Origin of the sequence: Lysinibacillus cavernae, from assembly GCF_009724685.1 — a bacterium.
Taxonomy (GTDB): domain Bacteria; phylum Bacillota; class Bacilli; order Bacillales_A; family Planococcaceae; genus Lysinibacillus; species Lysinibacillus cavernae.
Genome location: NZ_WMEF01000012.1, coordinates 19888 through 36341, shown reverse-complemented (window position 1 = coordinate 36341; position 16454 = coordinate 19888). Strand labels below are relative to the sequence as shown.

The following is a 16454-nucleotide window of genomic DNA, read 5'->3' as shown; positions in this document are numbered from 1 at the left end:
TTGATTTATTAGAACGTTTGTTCTAAAATAAGGTTAAACCCACAATTAGGAGGAATTTGTATGTCTGTTAATAATTCACTTGAATTACCGGAAGCATTTGAACAATACAAACCGTTAATAGAAGAAACAATGAAGCCTGTTGTATTGATTGATACGGAAGTAAGTAAAACAACTTTGTTTCAAAGTAAGTTTGCAGGAGACCCTTATTTTCCACTGTCAATGGAGTATCCAAAAAACAATGATGGACATCCATTAAAGCTTCTAGCTCAAATTAATTTTGCAGAGGTACCGAAGCATCTACCAAATTTCCCTGAAGAGGGGATATTGCAGTTTTATATTGATGGTTATGATGATGTATTAGGAATGGATTTTGATAATGGACAAAATCAAGAAGGTTTTCGTGTTCTATTCCATGAAACAATCGTGCATGATGAATCACAGCTTGTGCAAGATTTTTCATTTGTAAAAATAGAGGATGAGGAAATGTTTTTTCCAGTAGAGCGGGAAATGGCATTATCCTTTAAAACAAATTATGAACCATTATCGATTAATGATTTTAGAAGTAATGACATGTACGGGAGCATCTTGACATCCTTAGAGGATGATGAAACATTAGAGGATGCCTTCTATGATGCTTTGGCTAGTGATGGTCTGAAAATAGGTGGCTATCCGTTCTTTACACAGGAAGATCCACGAGCATACGGTGATTATACTGACTCTACAATCATGCTGTTACAGATTGATAGTGTAGGGGATGATATACTTTGGGGCGATTGTGGCGTTGGTAACTTCTTCATTACGGAGGAAGAACTACTAAATAAAGATTTTAGCAAAGTACTATATAACTGGGACTGTCATTAAAAAAACAAGCGAGCATTTAATGTGCTCGCTTGATTTCTATTCATTATTGTTCACGAGCATTAAATTGCTCCATTTTGTCTTCTAAATCATCCATCATTTGAATTAAGCGATCAATATCTTCTAATTCAGCTGTTTCAGGATCAAGGGCATCTAATACTTCTAAAAATATTTCAAGACGCTCTTTTAAATAGGTTACTTGCTGCTTTTTATCAGTGATTGGCTTTGACATTCGGACACCTCATTTCATCCCTTCCATAGTAGCCGATTTGGGCTTAAATTTCAATCTTTAGGCAAACAACTAGGTCTAAGAGATTAATTTTAAAAATAAATAGACAGAATATTTACAATATTTACGATGTGTGTTAAAGTTGTTTTAAGATAAAGTAAAGGAGCTGATTGAAAAAGTCATTCACTACTCTAACTCGAAAAGGAGGGAGTTTAAACAAGTACTCGGTAATAATCAAAAGCCGAAATTCGTGTTTATACAATTAAATGAATATAAGTATTAGTTAGGCCTTAGCGTAAAATCACATGTGGTGAGCGCTAAGGCTTTTTGGTATGCTGTTCTTTGGAAGAATGACTTGATATTGGAGGAAAAGATGACGTACTTCTCAGATTACAGCAAAAAAAGATTTACCATTTTAGTAATAATTGTATCCATATCAGGCTTTTCGCAAGGTATGCTATTACCGCTTATTTCTATAATTTTCGAGCGTGATGGTGTATCCTCAGCATTGAATGGCTTGAACGCGACAGGCTTATACATAGGTACATTACTTATTTCACCCTTTATCGAACAGCCCTTACGGAAGTGGGGCTATAAACCGATTATTTTAATTGGTGGAGCACTTGTTTTTGCGTCTTTGCTTGCATTTCCATTATGGAAAAGTGTGACCTTTTGGTTTGTGCTTCGTTTACTGATTGGTGTAGGTGACCATGCCTTGCATTATGCGACGCAAACATGGATTACCAGTACAGCTGATCATAAAAGCTTGGGAAAAGGGATGGCCATCTATGGCTTATCATTTAGCATAGGCTTTGCCGTTGGACCCCTTATGGTACAGCTGATTGAAATTGCTGAGGCTTTACCGTTTATCGTATCATCCATTATGTGCCTATTTGCATGGTCCTTTGTATTTTTCTTACGAAATGAAAAACCAGAGCGATTAACGGGCGACTTAAATGCCAGAGGGTGGCAACGTTATAAAATGGCTATTTTATTTGGATGGATTGCATTTTTAGGCCCTTTCGTTTATGGGTTTCTTGAATCCTCACTAAATGCCTTATTTCCTGTGTATGCATTACGTAAAGGCTTTGAAGTAGGCATGATCCCTATTATTTTATCTGTCTTTACATTTGGTGGTATTTTAACGCAAGTGCCACTTGGTGCACTTGGAGATAGAGTGGGAAGAAGGAATATTTTAATGGTAGGGTCTTTCGGTGGCGCTATTATTTTCGCAATTGCTAGTTTTTTAGAGCATTCACAACTAGCTGTAGCTGTAGCATTTTTCTTAACGGGTACATTAGTTGGCTCCATGTTTTCATTAGGGATTACATTTATGGCTGATTTAACACCAAAGGAGCTACTTCCTACAGGGAATTTACTTTGCGGAATTGCGCTAAGCATTGGTAGCTTAACGGGACCATTTTTAGGTGGAGTTTACTTAGAATATGTAAAAAATTATAGCTTCCTTTTACTTGTGGCAATGCTGTTGCTAGCTGTTGCATTGGTTTTACTCATATTTGGACGTCAAAAGAACAGACAAATTTCAATGGCAAAATAAAAAGAGCGGGGCTCATCATCCCGCTCAAAAACAAAAAACGCCCAGCAAATCCGTGCTGTTATGGCGTTTTTTGCGTAACAAGGATGTTCCGTCCAAGTTACATAGGTTTGGCACCTAGAAAAATATTATACAGGCAAGTTCTTATGAAATCAAATAAAAATTAAAAGGTAAATTTTGGACTTTGTCAATCTGTCTATATTATAATGAAAGAACACTTGTTTAAGAAGGAGGTTTTATCATGACCGAAATGAAAAAACTATCTATTCACCGCGCATTAACAGAATTAAAAATGTTAAATCTACGTATTGAAGCTGCAACAAATGAAGTTAGCTCGGTATTAGCTAATCGAAAAAGTAATAGTAAAATAAATGGTGTAGATATTCATGAATATGAGAAGCACATGCAATCCTCTTATGATAAAGTGGTAGGCTTAATTAGCTATCGAAATAAAATAAAAGCTCTAATTGTGCAGTCGAACGCAAGCACATTGGTGAAGGTTGGCAAGGAAGAAATGACTGTAGCCGAGGCGATCGAACGGAAACAATCTATTCAATATGAAAAGAACCTGCTAGAAATCATGCAACATCAATACCGTTCAGCAATAAATACTGTCGCCAAAGAAAATGATGCATTACCTGCTAAACTGGAAACTTATTTAATTAACATATTAGGTAATAAAGATAAACAATCCCCAGAAGAAGTCAAATTACATACTGAAACATTTATGAAAAGAAATGAGTATGAAATCATAAATCCACTGAATGTCAAACAGCAAATAGAGACATTGAGAAATCGTATTGAAGAATTTGAATCAGAGGTTGATGCTGTCCTATCGGAGTCAAATGCCACAACATTTATTGAAGTGCGAGCTTAGTGAAATATGCATGGCCTAGCGAAAATGGAAAACGAAAAGTCGCTCGCGCTTAAAGGCATGTGTGCGAGTTTAAACGTGAAACATGCCTTAAACAAAGGAGAACTTTCAACTAAACTGGTATGAAAGCTCAAAGGTTAAAGATGAAAGTTCAAAGCTTACGTGTCAAAGTTCTTTTCATAAAAGTTAAAAGTTTACAATTTAAAAATCTTTTAAATCCTGGGGTATTGGTTAAGGTATCGACTTTTCTGGACCGTCCATCATCCACCAGGCAGCCTGTGCTGTGCATAACAAGTAAAGGACGTCTCAAGTTATTTTGAGACGCCCTTTTTAATATCAGTTATTTTTCAACACAAGCTTAGCCACACATTCTACCTGTGCTGTCTGTGCAAACATATCCACCGGCTGAATGTACTCAATACTGTACAGTTTTGATAGTTGCTGTAAGTCCTTTGCCAAAGTGGATGGATTACAAGACGTATAAACAATACGTTTAGGTTTAAGTTTAAGCACTGTTCGAATAAATTCAGGTGCTAGCCCTGTACGTGGTGGATCTACTGTAATAACATCTGGTGTAAATCCTTCTTTTCGCCATTTTGCTAGGACACTTTCTGCTGTACCAACTGCATATTTAGTATGCTTGAAGCCATGGTTGCGCGCATTTTTACGCGCATCTTGAATACTTTCAGGAATGACATCCATCCCACGAACTTCTTTTGCTTTATCTGCTAGCCAAAGTCCAATTGTTCCTACACCACAATACGCATCTACTACAGTTTCTTTCCCCGTTAAAGCAGCAGCTTTTTTAATTTCATCATAGAGATGAACAGTTTGTATTGGATTAAGCTGGAAGAAGGCACGCGCCGATAAATCAAAGGCCAATTCCCCAAGCTCTTCGTGAATCGTTTCCTTGCCATCAAGAACAAGGGTTTCATCACCAAAGATTAATGATGTTTTTTCCCGATTAATATTTTGTGCAATGGATACGATACTCGGATCTATTTTTTTAATTCGTGCAATAAGCTCAGCTAAATGGGGAATTTCTTTTCTAGTCGTAATAAGAACGACCTGTGTCTCACCAGTACGAATTCCTGTACGTACAACAATGGTACGCACTAGACCATCTAGCGTACGACCATCGTAAATGGTGATGTTTAATTTTTGTAAAATTTTACGTGTTGCTACGGTAATTTTAGATGTGACTGGGTGCTGCACAAGGCAATCATTAATATTTAGTAACTTATTGCTACCTTCAGTAAATAGGCCTGCATATACTCGCTTGCCCTCTTTACGCACTTGGAATTGACTTTTATTACGATAATGCCAAGGGTCATCCATACCAAGTGTTTTACGCACTTCAATCGTTTCAGCTATAGGTTTTGTATAACGCTCTAATGCTTGAATGACAATATCACGCTTTTCTATTAGCTGTTTGTCATACGTCATATGTTGAAGCTGACAGCCACCACATTCATTGTAAACAGGGCAGGGTGCTTCCTGACGATGCTTTGAAGCTTTACGAATGTCTAAAATTTCTGCTTCAGCAAAATTATGCTGCGTTTTCGTCACCTGAGCCGTAATTTCTTCTCCAGGAATGGCTCCTTTTACAAATACCACATTACGTTTATAAAACCCTACACCTTCACCATTAATACCAAGCCTTTTTATTGTTAGTGGGAATTTTTGTCCCACGGTCATTGTTGTTTGCTGCGTCAAACGTTCCACGTCCCTGCTCTATAATATCATCTCCCCATTATAACGAAGGAGCAGACGATTGCAAAGCGACAGGGAAATCTTCATATTCTAATACTAAATCGTCAAGCGATAAGAATGTATAGCCTTGCTTTTTGGCTTCCGCAATAAACATTGGTAAAGCCTCAGCATTATCCTGTGCTACAGTGTGCATTAAAATAACGGCACCAGGATGTAATTGTTCCATCAGTGCATTATAAGCATAATCCGCACCTCGACGCTCATCCTTCATCCAATCCTTGAATGCGACAGACCAGAAAATGTGACGATAGCCTTCAGCATTTCCCACTTCTAAAAGTTTGGCATTGAAAGTTCCTTCTGGTGGACGAGCATATGTCGTGCGATCGATGCCTGTCAATTCACGTAACTTCCCATCAAACTTTCGCCATTCTGTACGCATTCCATCTGGAGAGAGTCGTGCCATATTCGGATGACCGTATGAGTGATTCCCGATAGTATGGCCGTCCTTCACCATACGTTTCACTAAACCACTGGCGCTGTCTAAATAATGTCCTGTTAAAAAGAAAGTTGCAGGTACATTTTCTTTCTTCAATGTATCCAAAATACTTTCGGTAAAGCCGTTTTCGTAGCCATTATCAAATGTTAAATAGGCAATTTTTTTATCTGGCTTTCCTTTATAAATAGCACCATATTGATCGAGTAACTGATCAAGCTGTGCCCCTGCCTCTGCCTGTTCACCATTTTTAGCGCGTTTAAAGCCCCAATGATGTTCATCAGAACCAGCAGCAAAATAAGGATTAAAGCTAATTCCTGCAGCAATAATAAAAGTAGCAATTACCGCACCTACAATATGTTGTTTCCACATAAAAAACGCATCCTTTCTTTTTCATTTAGGATGCGTAAAAAAGCTATAAATTATCCAATCTAATTTCTAAGCATTTAATAAGTCTTCAAGTGCTTGCTTTAAATATGGATATGTAAATGTAAAATGGTGTTGTTCTAAAACTGTAGGCAAAACCTGTTGTCCTGTTAAGACAAGCGTACTTTGTTCACCGAGAGCTAAACGCATTGCAAAACTTGGGACAGGTAGCCAATGACGTCTTTTCATGATCGCTGCAATGGTTTGTCCAAATTCTTTCATCCGCATAGCGTTAGGCGCTGTTACATTAAATGGGCCGTGAATCGTTTCATTGATTACAGCGAAATAAATAGCACGTGCTACGTCTTCAATATGTACCCAAGATAGCCATTGTTCACCAGAACCAATAGTTCCGCCTACATGCATTTGGTAAGGCAATAGCATAGGTGGGAGTGCACCGCTATTTCGTCCTAATATGACACCAAAACGTGCAAGAGCTACGCGAATCCCTAATGATTCTGCTCGTTTCGCGTGTCGTTCCCAATCATGAACGGTAGTACCTAAAAAATCGGTAGCGTAATCAGCAAAATTCTCATCATAGATGACTTGTGTAGAAGTGGGGTAAATACCTACTGCACTAGCATTGACAAGTACTTTAGGCTTTTTTGTGAGCCTCTCCATTATACGCACTATTTCAAGTGTCGCATTCATTCGGCTCCAATAAATAGCCTTCTTTTGTTTTTTTGTCCAACGTCCATTATTTAATGATACACCTGCTAAATTAACAAAGGCATCAGCACCTTCTAATACTTGCAAAGGTGTTTCGGATTGCTGTAACCATTGTACATAGTGAACACCTTTTTCAAAGCTTGACTGATGACGTGTTAAAACAAAAAGGTCATGTCCATTGTCTTGCAAAAGCTGTATAAGCGCATTTCCAACAAAGCCAGTACCACCAGCAATAACGATTTTCATCACAAGCACCTCTTTTCGGCTCGAATAAATATTCTTACTAATAAGTTTACCACTTAATCCAAAAGCGAACATCTACAGTGCTTTCCCGAATGAGAGTAAATACTCGCGGAAGGAAGAGGAATACCCGTGAAACGAAGTAAAATACCCGGGAATGCAATCGAAGTCCTCGCGTCAGATCACAGCTCACTTAAACGAGAAATGCTATAATGAACAATAGTGAGGTGTTTGCTATGCGTATGATTACGAAAATTGCACGTCAAAAAAACAATCCTGAACGCTATAATATCTATTTAAATGAGGAATATGCTTTTCCAGTTGATGAAGCCATTCTTCTACAATTTGGTTTGACAAAGGGAAAGGTGCTTGATGAATTCGAAATTCAAGAGATTGCCTATGAAGATGAGATACGTAAGGCATTTAATAAGGGATTAAACTTTCTGTCTTATCAAATGCGGAGTGAGCATGAGGTTAAGAAAAAACTTCTCGCATTAGAATTCGGAGAAGCCGTAGTATTAGAGGCAATACAGAAGTTAAAATCATATGGCTTTATAAATGATGAAAATTATTCAAAGGCTTTGCTAGATACAAAAAAAGCGACAATGAAAAAAGGGCCGAGAGCCATTAGACAAGACCTTATCAAAAAAGGCATTGATAAAAACTTGCAGGATGAGGTGCTTGCTACATATAGTTCTGACGAACAATTAAAACTGGCGATGCAGTTAGCTGATAAAATTGTTCGATCAGAGAACAAGAGAACGCCAACACAAATAAAAGCCAAAATCCAAGATTTTCTGCTAAGGAAAGGGTATGCATTTCCTATTGTTGAAGAGGTACTTAGTCAAATAGAGGTTGGACAAGATGAGGATAACTGGCAGCAACTACTCGATGCTCAAGGCGAAAAGGTTTGGAAAAAGTACGTAGCGAAGTATACTGGTTATGAGCTAAAAATGAAAATCAAACAGGCGCTCTATCAAAAGGGTTTTCCTATAGAAGTAATAGATCGTTTTATAGAAGAGAAGGAGAATGAAGAATGAACGAAAAAAATTATGCTGCAATGTCTGAGCATGAACTACGTCAGGAAATTGCTATGTTAAAAGAGAAAGCGCGTAAGGCAGAGCAGCTAGGAATCATCAATGAGTTTGCCGTTTTTGAGCGTAAAGCTTTAATGGCAGCTGCCTATTTAGTTGATCTGGATACGATCGTTCCAGGAGAAATGTATCGTATTGATGGTTCGGATAATGAATTTTTCCAAGTAGATTATTTGAAGGGACGCTTTGCTTGGGGACACCGTTTAGGTGGGGATAAGTACCAAGAGGCATTACCAGTTTCTATGCTGTCACCTGTAAAGGTGGGCAAGTAAATGGAAGAAAAAATTGAGAATTTGACAGCAGAATTGCTTGCAAAAAACCCACAAATGTCAGCTGGACGTGCACGCGTCTGGGTTGAACTATTATGGAGTGATTTTGAATCAACAGCCGCAAAAGCGGGGTATGACTATCGAGGCGCAGACTACACAGAAAATCTTGTACGTCAATTAATTACAAGCTATGGTGATAAACTACACGCGTTTGCAGGACGCAATCCGAAATATGTGCATTTACTAGATGCTAGTGATGATATGTTACAATAACGAAACCCTGACCAATACTGGTCAGGGTTTACTGCTTAGTTACTTGCACCTATTTGTAATTTTTTCTGGAGTTTATCTTCTGTAAAAATCCAGCCCGTGTAAGATGTAATAATTTCATTGTCATCGTTTAAATGTGCAACTGCTACGAAAGGATAGCGATTGTCACTACGATAACGAAGATCGATTAATCTTACTTCTGTTAAGCCGTTTTCGAGTTCAGAAATTTCCCATCGGTACATTGGAGAAAAGGATACAAATGCATCTAAATTAGGATCTTTCATTGCCGCATTGATTAGCGACGTTTTTGGTAAAGGCTTAATTTCAAATTTATCGTAAATATTAACAGTCCTTCCATATGCTCGCCCGACATAATAATGTGTTTTGGACTTGGCTGCTATTCGCCAATGGAAGAAGCGCATTGTTGGTGCGACAATAACACATTCCTCATCTTGTATCGTATTGTGAACAGCTTTTTTTACTGCTTTTTGAACAGCGAATCGTAAAATATAGTAAATCACAATAACGAAATACATGATACTAAACGTCCAAACTGGATTTGTGCCAAATGCCCATAACACAATGCCGAGACAGTGGAAGGAAAAGATAATTGGATCAAATGTGTTGATAACACCTAATGCAACCCACTTTCTAGAAAATGGCCGTATTGCTTGTGTACCATATGCGTTAAAAATATCAACAAAGACGTGAAGCCCAACAGCTAAAAATGTCCAAAGCCATAAATGAAACACATTTACGTCTTGCAAAATAAGCGATAAAACAACTGTAATTAAAATGGGCCAAATCGCCACAGCAGGTAGTGAATGGGTAATTCCACGATGATGTCGAATATAGATTGCGTTATTACGTAGTTTTAACACAGTGTCGACATCAGGAGCTTGTGAGCCAATAATTGTACCTGCCATTACTGCAGTAAAAGTCATTGAATGACTAGCTACTACAGGGTCGGCTAATGCAAGACCGCCAAGGGCTATACCCATAACGAAATGTGTACCTGAATCCAAAAATATCCACTCCTAGTATGCATTAAAATCGAGTACAATGTGCATACATCTTTATTTCAATAATATAAAAGGTGTATTAAGTTTTTTTGACATTCGGTCATGCAAGAAAGACGATTTTTGTCGATTATACGAATGTTCTTTTCTTAATTGTATACCCTTTTAATCATAAATTAAATCGTAAAAACATCGGAGGTCACTGTGAATTACCCATATGTAACAGAATTTCGACAATCTTTAGTCGACTGGTTTAACGCTGAGAAACGCGATTTACCGTGGAGACACACAACAGACCCTTATAAAATTTGGGTATCGGAAGTGATGCTACAGCAGACACGTGTTGACACAGTTATTCCTTATTACAATCGTTTTATGGAAAGTTTCCCAACATTAGATTTGCTTGCGGAAGCACCACAAGAATATTTACTGAAGCATTGGGAAGGTCTTGGCTATTATTCCCGTGCTCGCAATTTACAAGCAGGTGCTCGTGAGGTTTTAGATAATTACGGAGGCGTAGTACCTGACAATCGCCATGAAATATCCAAATTAAAAGGTGTTGGCCCTTATACTGCAGGAGCTATTTTAAGTATTGCCTATAACAAGCCCGAACATGCAGTTGACGGTAATGTTATGCGAGTTTTAAGTAGAGTGCTTGATATACATGATGACATAGCCTTACCAAAAACGAAGAAGGTTTTTGAGGTGGCAGTTGAGGAGCTAATTGATCCTGACAATCCATCCTCTTTTAATCAAGGTTTAATGGAACTTGGGGCACTAATTTGTACACCTACCTCTCCAAAATGTTTATTATGTCCTGTGAGAGAATATTGCACAGCGTTTAATGAAGGCGAACCAGAAAAACTACCTGTCAAATCAAAAAAATTAAAAATGAAGCATCTGACGTATGATGTTGTTATATTTGAAGATGAAAATGGAAGATTTTTAATGCAGCAACGTCCTGAAGAAGGCCTACTAGCTAATCTATGGCAATTTCCCATGATTGATCCTAACGATACGTCAGTAGAAAACTTTACAAAAGAATATACAATACATGTACAAGCTAAGCAGGAGTTGCTTACATTTAAGCATGTTTTTTCACATTTAACATGGCACATAAATAGCTATTATATGAAATGTGAGTCTGCTTCCATGGGCGATTGGCTAACCCGAGAGCAAATAGAACTTTTGCCAATGCCTGTTCCGATGTTAAAAATTTGGGAAGAAATAAAAAGCAAATCGCAGGAAAATAAATCCTACTAAAAATAATAAATTTATGAGCATAAAAATCTTCACCTCCGTACACAATAACTAGCGTGGAGGTGAATGAAGGATGAAAAAACAAAACAACCAGAATTTCCAACCGAATAAAAATATGCAACGTCAAAGTGAAGAGTTTGGTTATGAAACGGACGTAAATGAAGTGCAAAAGCAAAATGCTAAAGCAGAGCAAAAAAAAGCTCCAGCTTCAGGTCGTTTCTCCAAAACTAACCAAGATCTAGGTGAATAACACTTTGTAACTGCATAATTGCATTTACCTCTAAGGGGCTGTCTGAAATCCGAAAAGATGAAAAAGACAGCCCCTTTCTAATTATTCTGGAAAGTAAAAAATAGCTGTAAAGGAACTCCTCTAAAAGTAGAATACTTGTGGAATTAACTAATAAATCCCAGAAAAGCTGATAGTATAATAAAATTCGCTTACAATTGACTAAATTTTATACTAATTCAAAATAGCGTAGTGAAATTTGTGGTTTTCTAACTACACCTTTCGTGTTCACATTGCTATAATATACTAGAGACTGCTAGATTTAGGTAGCATAGACGAAAAGGTGGGCTTCAAAATGGCATTACCGGTAGAAGGAGAAACGATACAAATACATAGTTATAAGCACAATGGCCGTATCCACCGTGTTTGGCAAGAAACGATGGTTTTAAAAGGAACGAAGAATATCGTAATCGGTGCGAATGAACGGACACTTGTGACAGAATCTGATGGGCGTACGTGGCTAACGAGAGAGCCTTCTATATGCTACTTCCATGCGGAACACTGGTTTAACATCATCTGTATGCTACGTGAAGACGGTGTGTATTATTATTGCAATCTAAGCTCACCATTTGTTTTCGATAATAATGCCATTAAATATATCGACTATGATTTAGACATTAAAGTTTTTCCTGACATGTCTTATACCCTCTTAGATGAGGATGAATATGAGCTGCATCGTAAGGAAATGTCTTATCCTGATGTCATAGATAAAATTTTAAAGCGCAATGTCGATAAATTAATAAGCTGGATTCAACAAAAAAAAGGACCATTTGCACCCGATTTCATCAATGTCTGGACAAATCGTTACAAATTCCAGCTTGATATGCAGTCAGATGATTGTTAAAGGCACCTATTAGTTTAACTAATAGGTGTTTTTTTCTTGTTTCATTTTGTTTAGGTACAGAAGCCTCCTCCTCTATAGGGAAGATGACTGCTTGTTATCAACGGATAGTCAAACTCATAGGGGAATACCATCAAAAAGCGCCACGGCCTGTGGGAATGACGGTGTGACCAACATTATGTTGCCCAAAGTCTCCTGCGGATGACACGGATTTTGAAGGTGGAGGCAAAATAGTTCGCTGTAAAGTCAACTTAACTGTATTTTAAGCAAAATATTGCTATAATACTTAGGACATTCATCATCGAATGTTTGTTTCTTTTTGTAAGGATGTGATGGAAAAATGGGAAGCATGAAGCGGTATATGCGCTTTGTAAAACCATATACATGGGAAATTATTTTTACGATTATCATTGGTATAGTGAAATTTGCTATTCCACTATTTATTCCTTTGCTCATTAAAATTGTGTTAGATGATATTATTGCAGCTGATGAATTAACAGATGTAGAAAAAACCAAAGAGCTGTTTTATTGGCTAGGTGGAACTATTATTGTGTTCTTTATTATCCGCCCGCCTATTGAGTACTATCGACAATATTTTGCACAACACGTTAGTAATAAGGTGCTATTCGATATTCGAAAAGAGATTTACGCGCATTTACAGCGATTAAGCTTAAGATACTATGCCAATACACGTGCTGGCGATGTAATTTCAAGGGTCATTAATGATGTTGAGCAAACGAAGAACTTTGTTATGACGGGTTTAATGAATGTGTGGCTGGATCTTGCGACAATTGTTATTGCAATTATCATTATGCTAACGATGGATGTGAAGCTGACTTTAGTAGCGTTAGTCGCATTCCCATTTTATGCATTAAGTGTGAAATACTTTTTTGGCAAGCTACGTGATTTAACACGTAAACGTTCTCAAGCACTTGCAGGCGTACAGAGCTATTTGCATGAACGTGTAGCTGGCATGAGTATTATTAAAAGCTTCACGTTAGAAAAGCATGAACAAAAGTTATTTGATACAGCAAATGGGGAGTTTTTAGAGAAGGCACTCGACCAAACAAAGTGGAATGCTAAATCATTTGCTGTCGTTAATACAATTACGGATGTTGCTCCATTGTTAGTCATAGCCTATGCTGGCTACCAAGTAATAAATGGTTCACTTTCAGTTGGAACGATGGTTGCTTTTATTGCTTATATTGAACGATTATATGGTCCACTTCGCCGGCTTGTAAGTTCTTCAACTACTTTGACGCAATCTATCGCCTCAATGGATCGAATGTTTGAATTAATAGATGAGCCTTATGAAGTGAATGACAAGGACTATGCTCGTGAACTACCACGTGCAAGTGGAGAAGTTCGCTTGCACAACGTATCCTTTAAGTATGAAAATGATGGTTCATCTATTTTAAATAATATTGATTTTACGATTAATCCAGGAGAGACTGTTGCCTTTGTGGGAATGAGTGGTGGTGGTAAATCCACGATTATTAGTTTGATTCCCCGTTTCTACGATACAACAAGTGGGAAAGTGACGATTGATGGATATGATGTAAGAGACGTTACAATCCATTCGTTACGTTCACAAATTGGCATTGTCCTACAGGATAATATCCTTTTTAGTGATTCTGTAAAAGAGAATATTTTAATGGGAAGACCGGATGCAACAGATGAACAAGTCATCGTAGCTGCTAAAGCTGCAAATGCACATGACTTTATTATGAGTCTGCCTAATGGCTATGACACTAAGGTAGGAGAACGAGGAGTAAAGCTATCTGGTGGACAAAAACAGCGAGTTGCCATTGCGCGTGTGTTTTTAAAAAATCCTCCTATTTTAATCCTTGATGAAGCTACTTCTGCGTTAGATTTAGAAAGTGAAGCATTGATTCAAGATTCATTAGATAAACTTGCTCATGAACGGACGACTATTATTATTGCTCACCGTCTTTCTACGATTACTCATGCTGACAAGATTTTTGTCATAGATCACGGACAATTAATCGAAAGCGGAACACATGAGCAGTTAATGGACAGACAAGGAACGTATTATAATTTGTTCCAAGTGCAACATTTAGATTAAAAATTACCGTAAATTATACGATTTATGAATTTTTTTCAAAAAAGCCTTTCATTTATAATTAAATGAAAGGCTATTTTTTTGTGATAAATTTTAAAAACTATCTCTTAATAAGATTTAATTATTACAGAAGACGATTGATGTAGAAATTCTGTGTAATTTGCAGAATATTAATGATTGAAAGAGTTGCAATTATTGGTTAGAATTATCTGACAATAGAGAATTTTATAAAAAGTTATATTATTCTATTAATATTATTATACAATTAAGTAAAATATAGGTAGAGTGGGGCGTTACACATGAGGAAGAAGCTACTAGAAATAAAAGGTTTAAAGACAACCTTTTTCACAGATAATGGACAAATTCCTGCTGTAGATGATATCGATTTTTCTGTCCATGAAGGGGAAATTTTAGGGATTGTAGGAGAGTCAGGTAGTGGTAAAAGTGTTACGTCGCTGTCCATCATGGGCTTAATCCCATCACCGCCAGGGAAAATAACAGGTGGCGAAATTTTGCTAGATGGCAAAAATCTTGCGCAATGTACGGATAAACAAATGCAAAAAATACGTGGAAAAGACATAGCGATGATATTCCAGGAACCAATGACTTCTCTCAACCCTTTGTTTACGATTGGTGACCAGCTAAAAGAAGCCATATTAATTCATAATCCAAAATGGTCGAAAAAGGAAGCGTATGCTAGAGCGGTTGAAATTATGAAACTTGTAGGTTTACCACGTGCTGAGGAATTACTAAAAGATTATCCACATCAGCTATCAGGTGGTATGCGCCAACGGGTCATGATTGCCATGGCACTTGTCTGTGACCCGCAAGTATTAATTGCAGATGAGCCTACAACTGCATTGGATGTTACGATTCAAGCCCAAATTTTACAACTTATGAAAGATTTAAATAAACGGTTGAATACAGCAGTGTTACTAATTACACATGATTTGGGTGTTGTAGCGGAGACTTGTGAGCGAGTGATTGTCATGTATGCAGGGCAAATTGTGGAAGAGGCACCCATTAAAGAAATTTTCACAAATCCTAAACATCCTTATACACAGGGACTCATTCAATCAGTGCCTGATATGCGTTATAAAAAGGATAATCTATATTCCATTCCTGGCAGTGTACCAAAACCAGGAAGTATTCAGGTCGGTTGTCGTTTTGCGGCACGCTGTGAATATGCGATGGAACGTTGTTTACAGGAAACACCACCTTTATTTGAAGCAGCAGAACACCATAAATCGAGATGTTTTTTACTAGAGAAGCAGGGGGTGGAGCAACGTGTCGAAAGCGTTATTAAAGGTTGATGGTTTAAAAAAATATTTTCCGATTCGAAAGGGTGTCCTTAATACACATGCGGGGGATGTAAAGGCAGTCGATGATGTTTCATTTGAAGTATTTGAGGGAGAAACATTGGGAATTGTTGGAGAGTCAGGCTGTGGCAAATCTACCACAGGTCGCTTATTAATGCGTTTATTGGAGCCAACTGAAGGTAAAATAGAATTCTCGGGCAAAGTGATTTCAGAATTATCTAACAACGAAATGAGGAAGGCGCGTAGAGATATTCAAATGATTTTCCAAGATCCCTATGCCTCGCTAAATCCACGACATAACATCGGTAAAATATTAGAGGAGCCTCTTATTGTACATGGCATAGGTAATGCGAAAGAGAGAAAGCAAAAGGTGTTGGAGCTACTTGAGATTGTTGGATTGAATGAATATCATATCAAGCGTTATCCGCACCAGTTTAGTGGAGGTCAAAGGCAACGTATCGGTATTGCTAGAGCCTTGATGACCAATCCTCGCTTAATCATTGCGGACGAACCAGTATCTGCGCTCGATGTGTCCATTCAGGCACAAGTATTAAATTTATTGCAAAAGCTGCAAAAAGATTTAAAGCTAACGTATATTTTTATTTCCCATGATTTAGGGGTAGTTCGCCATATCAGCAATCGTGTTGGCGTAATGTACCTAGGTAAATTAGTCGAGTTGACAGCGAGTGAGGACTTATATGCCGAACCGCTTCATCCATATACACAGGCACTTTTATCTTCGGTTCCTGTTCCTGATCCGATGTTTGAACGGGAACAGATTATTATTTCGGGAGATATTCCGAGTGCATCAAACCCGCCAAGCGGTTGTACTTTCCATACGAGATGTCCTTATAAAAAGGAACAATGCTCGCAAGTAGTACCTAAAATGCAAGAAGTGAAACCAGGTCATTATGTTGCTTGCCATCTTTATGAGGCGCTCCAACATTAAATGATAT

The 16454-nt window shown here is 37.7% G+C and carries 17 protein-coding genes; 12 read left to right on the top strand and 5 right to left on the bottom strand.

Annotated elements, in window-relative coordinates; genetic code table 11:
- The first annotated feature begins 60 nt into the window (after positions 1–60).
- A complete protein-coding gene (locus tag GJU32_RS19015; protein WP_155593497.1) occupies positions 61–861 on the top strand; it encodes a YwqG family protein in 801 nt (266 codons plus the stop codon).
- A 43-nt stretch (positions 862–904) separates the two neighbouring features.
- On the opposite strand, the gene GJU32_RS19010 is transcribed toward GJU32_RS19015, so the two are convergent.
- Positions 905–1090 carry an SE1561 family protein gene (locus tag GJU32_RS19010; RefSeq protein WP_036123069.1) on the bottom strand — a complete coding sequence of 62 codons (186 nt, stop codon included), beginning with the start codon at positions 1088–1090 and terminating at the stop codon, positions 905–907.
- 370 nt (positions 1091–1460) lie between these two features.
- On the opposite strand from GJU32_RS19010, the gene GJU32_RS19005 reads away from it, so the two are divergent.
- Together GJU32_RS19005 and GJU32_RS19000 are read left to right on the top strand one after the other, a co-directional pair.
- On the top strand, positions 1461–2645 hold the full coding sequence (locus tag GJU32_RS19005) for an MFS transporter (RefSeq protein ID WP_155593496.1): 1185 nt from the start codon (positions 1461–1463) through the stop codon (positions 2643–2645).
- 238 nt (positions 2646–2883) lie between these two features.
- A complete protein-coding gene (locus GJU32_RS19000; protein ID WP_155593495.1) occupies positions 2884–3519 on the top strand; it encodes a hypothetical protein in 636 nt (211 codons plus the stop codon).
- 333 nt (positions 3520–3852) lie between these two features.
- On the opposite strand, the gene rlmD is transcribed toward GJU32_RS19000, so the two are convergent.
- The 3 genes from rlmD to GJU32_RS18985 form a co-directional block, all read right to left on the bottom strand.
- The gene (rlmD, locus tag GJU32_RS18995) at positions 3853–5232 is read right to left on the bottom strand and encodes a 23S rRNA (uracil(1939)-C(5))-methyltransferase RlmD (protein ID WP_155593494.1); all 1380 of its coding nucleotides are present in this window, start codon (positions 5230–5232) and stop codon (positions 3853–3855) included.
- 37 nt (positions 5233–5269) lie between these two features.
- Entirely contained in the window at positions 5270–6094 is an 825-nt protein-coding gene (locus GJU32_RS18990) for a polysaccharide deacetylase family protein (RefSeq protein WP_155593493.1), read from the bottom strand.
- A 66-nt stretch (positions 6095–6160) separates the two neighbouring features.
- Positions 6161–7063: a TIGR01777 family oxidoreductase gene (locus tag GJU32_RS18985; protein ID WP_155593492.1), complete on the bottom strand. Its 903-nt coding sequence runs from the start codon at positions 7061–7063 to the stop codon at positions 6161–6163.
- A 230-nt stretch (positions 7064–7293) separates the two neighbouring features.
- Between GJU32_RS18985 and recX the strand changes: the two genes are divergently transcribed.
- Genes recX through GJU32_RS18970 form a run of 3 tightly spaced genes read left to right on the top strand, consistent with a single transcriptional unit; the run spans position 7294 to position 8693 of the window.
- Positions 7294–8097: a recombination regulator RecX gene (gene recX, locus GJU32_RS18980; RefSeq protein WP_155593578.1), complete on the top strand. Its 804-nt coding sequence runs from the start codon at positions 7294–7296 to the stop codon at positions 8095–8097.
- Complete coding sequence (locus tag GJU32_RS18975; protein WP_155593491.1) at positions 8094–8423, top strand: YfhH family protein; 330 nt, start codon at positions 8094–8096, stop codon at positions 8421–8423. Before recX ends, GJU32_RS18975 begins: the two co-directional genes overlap by 4 nt.
- The gene (locus GJU32_RS18970) at positions 8424–8693 is read left to right on the top strand and encodes a YfhJ family protein (RefSeq protein WP_155593490.1); all 270 of its coding nucleotides are present in this window, start codon (positions 8424–8426) and stop codon (positions 8691–8693) included.
- A 35-nt stretch (positions 8694–8728) separates the two neighbouring features.
- Here GJU32_RS18970 and GJU32_RS18965 read toward each other — a convergent pair whose 3' ends face one another.
- The gene (locus tag GJU32_RS18965; RefSeq protein ID WP_155593489.1) at positions 8729–9715 is read right to left on the bottom strand and encodes a metal-dependent hydrolase; all 987 of its coding nucleotides are present in this window, start codon (positions 9713–9715) and stop codon (positions 8729–8731) included.
- Between the two features lie 198 nt (positions 9716–9913).
- On the opposite strand from GJU32_RS18965, the gene mutY reads away from it, so the two are divergent.
- From mutY to GJU32_RS18935, 6 genes are all read left to right on the top strand, one after another.
- On the top strand, positions 9914–10972 hold the full coding sequence (gene mutY, locus GJU32_RS18960) for an A/G-specific adenine glycosylase (RefSeq protein WP_155593488.1): 1059 nt from the start codon (positions 9914–9916) through the stop codon (positions 10970–10972).
- 70 nt (positions 10973–11042) lie between these two features.
- Positions 11043–11219, top strand: a complete 177-nt coding sequence (locus tag GJU32_RS18955) for a gamma-type small acid-soluble spore protein (protein ID WP_008173504.1) — start codon at positions 11043–11045, stop codon at positions 11217–11219.
- 331 nt (positions 11220–11550) lie between these two features.
- Positions 11551–12099: a nucleoside tri-diphosphate phosphatase gene (ntdP, locus tag GJU32_RS18950; RefSeq protein ID WP_036120520.1), complete on the top strand. Its 549-nt coding sequence runs from the start codon at positions 11551–11553 to the stop codon at positions 12097–12099.
- Between the two features lie 337 nt (positions 12100–12436).
- Complete coding sequence (locus GJU32_RS18945) at positions 12437–14182, top strand: ABC transporter ATP-binding protein (RefSeq protein ID WP_155593487.1); 1746 nt, start codon at positions 12437–12439, stop codon at positions 14180–14182.
- 296 nt (positions 14183–14478) lie between these two features.
- Positions 14479–15492 carry an ABC transporter ATP-binding protein gene (locus GJU32_RS18940; protein ID WP_155593486.1) on the top strand — a complete coding sequence of 338 codons (1014 nt, stop codon included), beginning with the start codon at positions 14479–14481 and terminating at the stop codon, positions 15490–15492.
- Positions 15467–16447, top strand: coding sequence for an ABC transporter ATP-binding protein (locus GJU32_RS18935; protein WP_155593485.1), 981 nt, complete (start codon positions 15467–15469; stop codon positions 16445–16447). The genes GJU32_RS18940 and GJU32_RS18935 overlap by 26 nt, the downstream gene beginning before the upstream one ends.
- Positions 16448–16454: the final 7 nt, after the last annotated feature.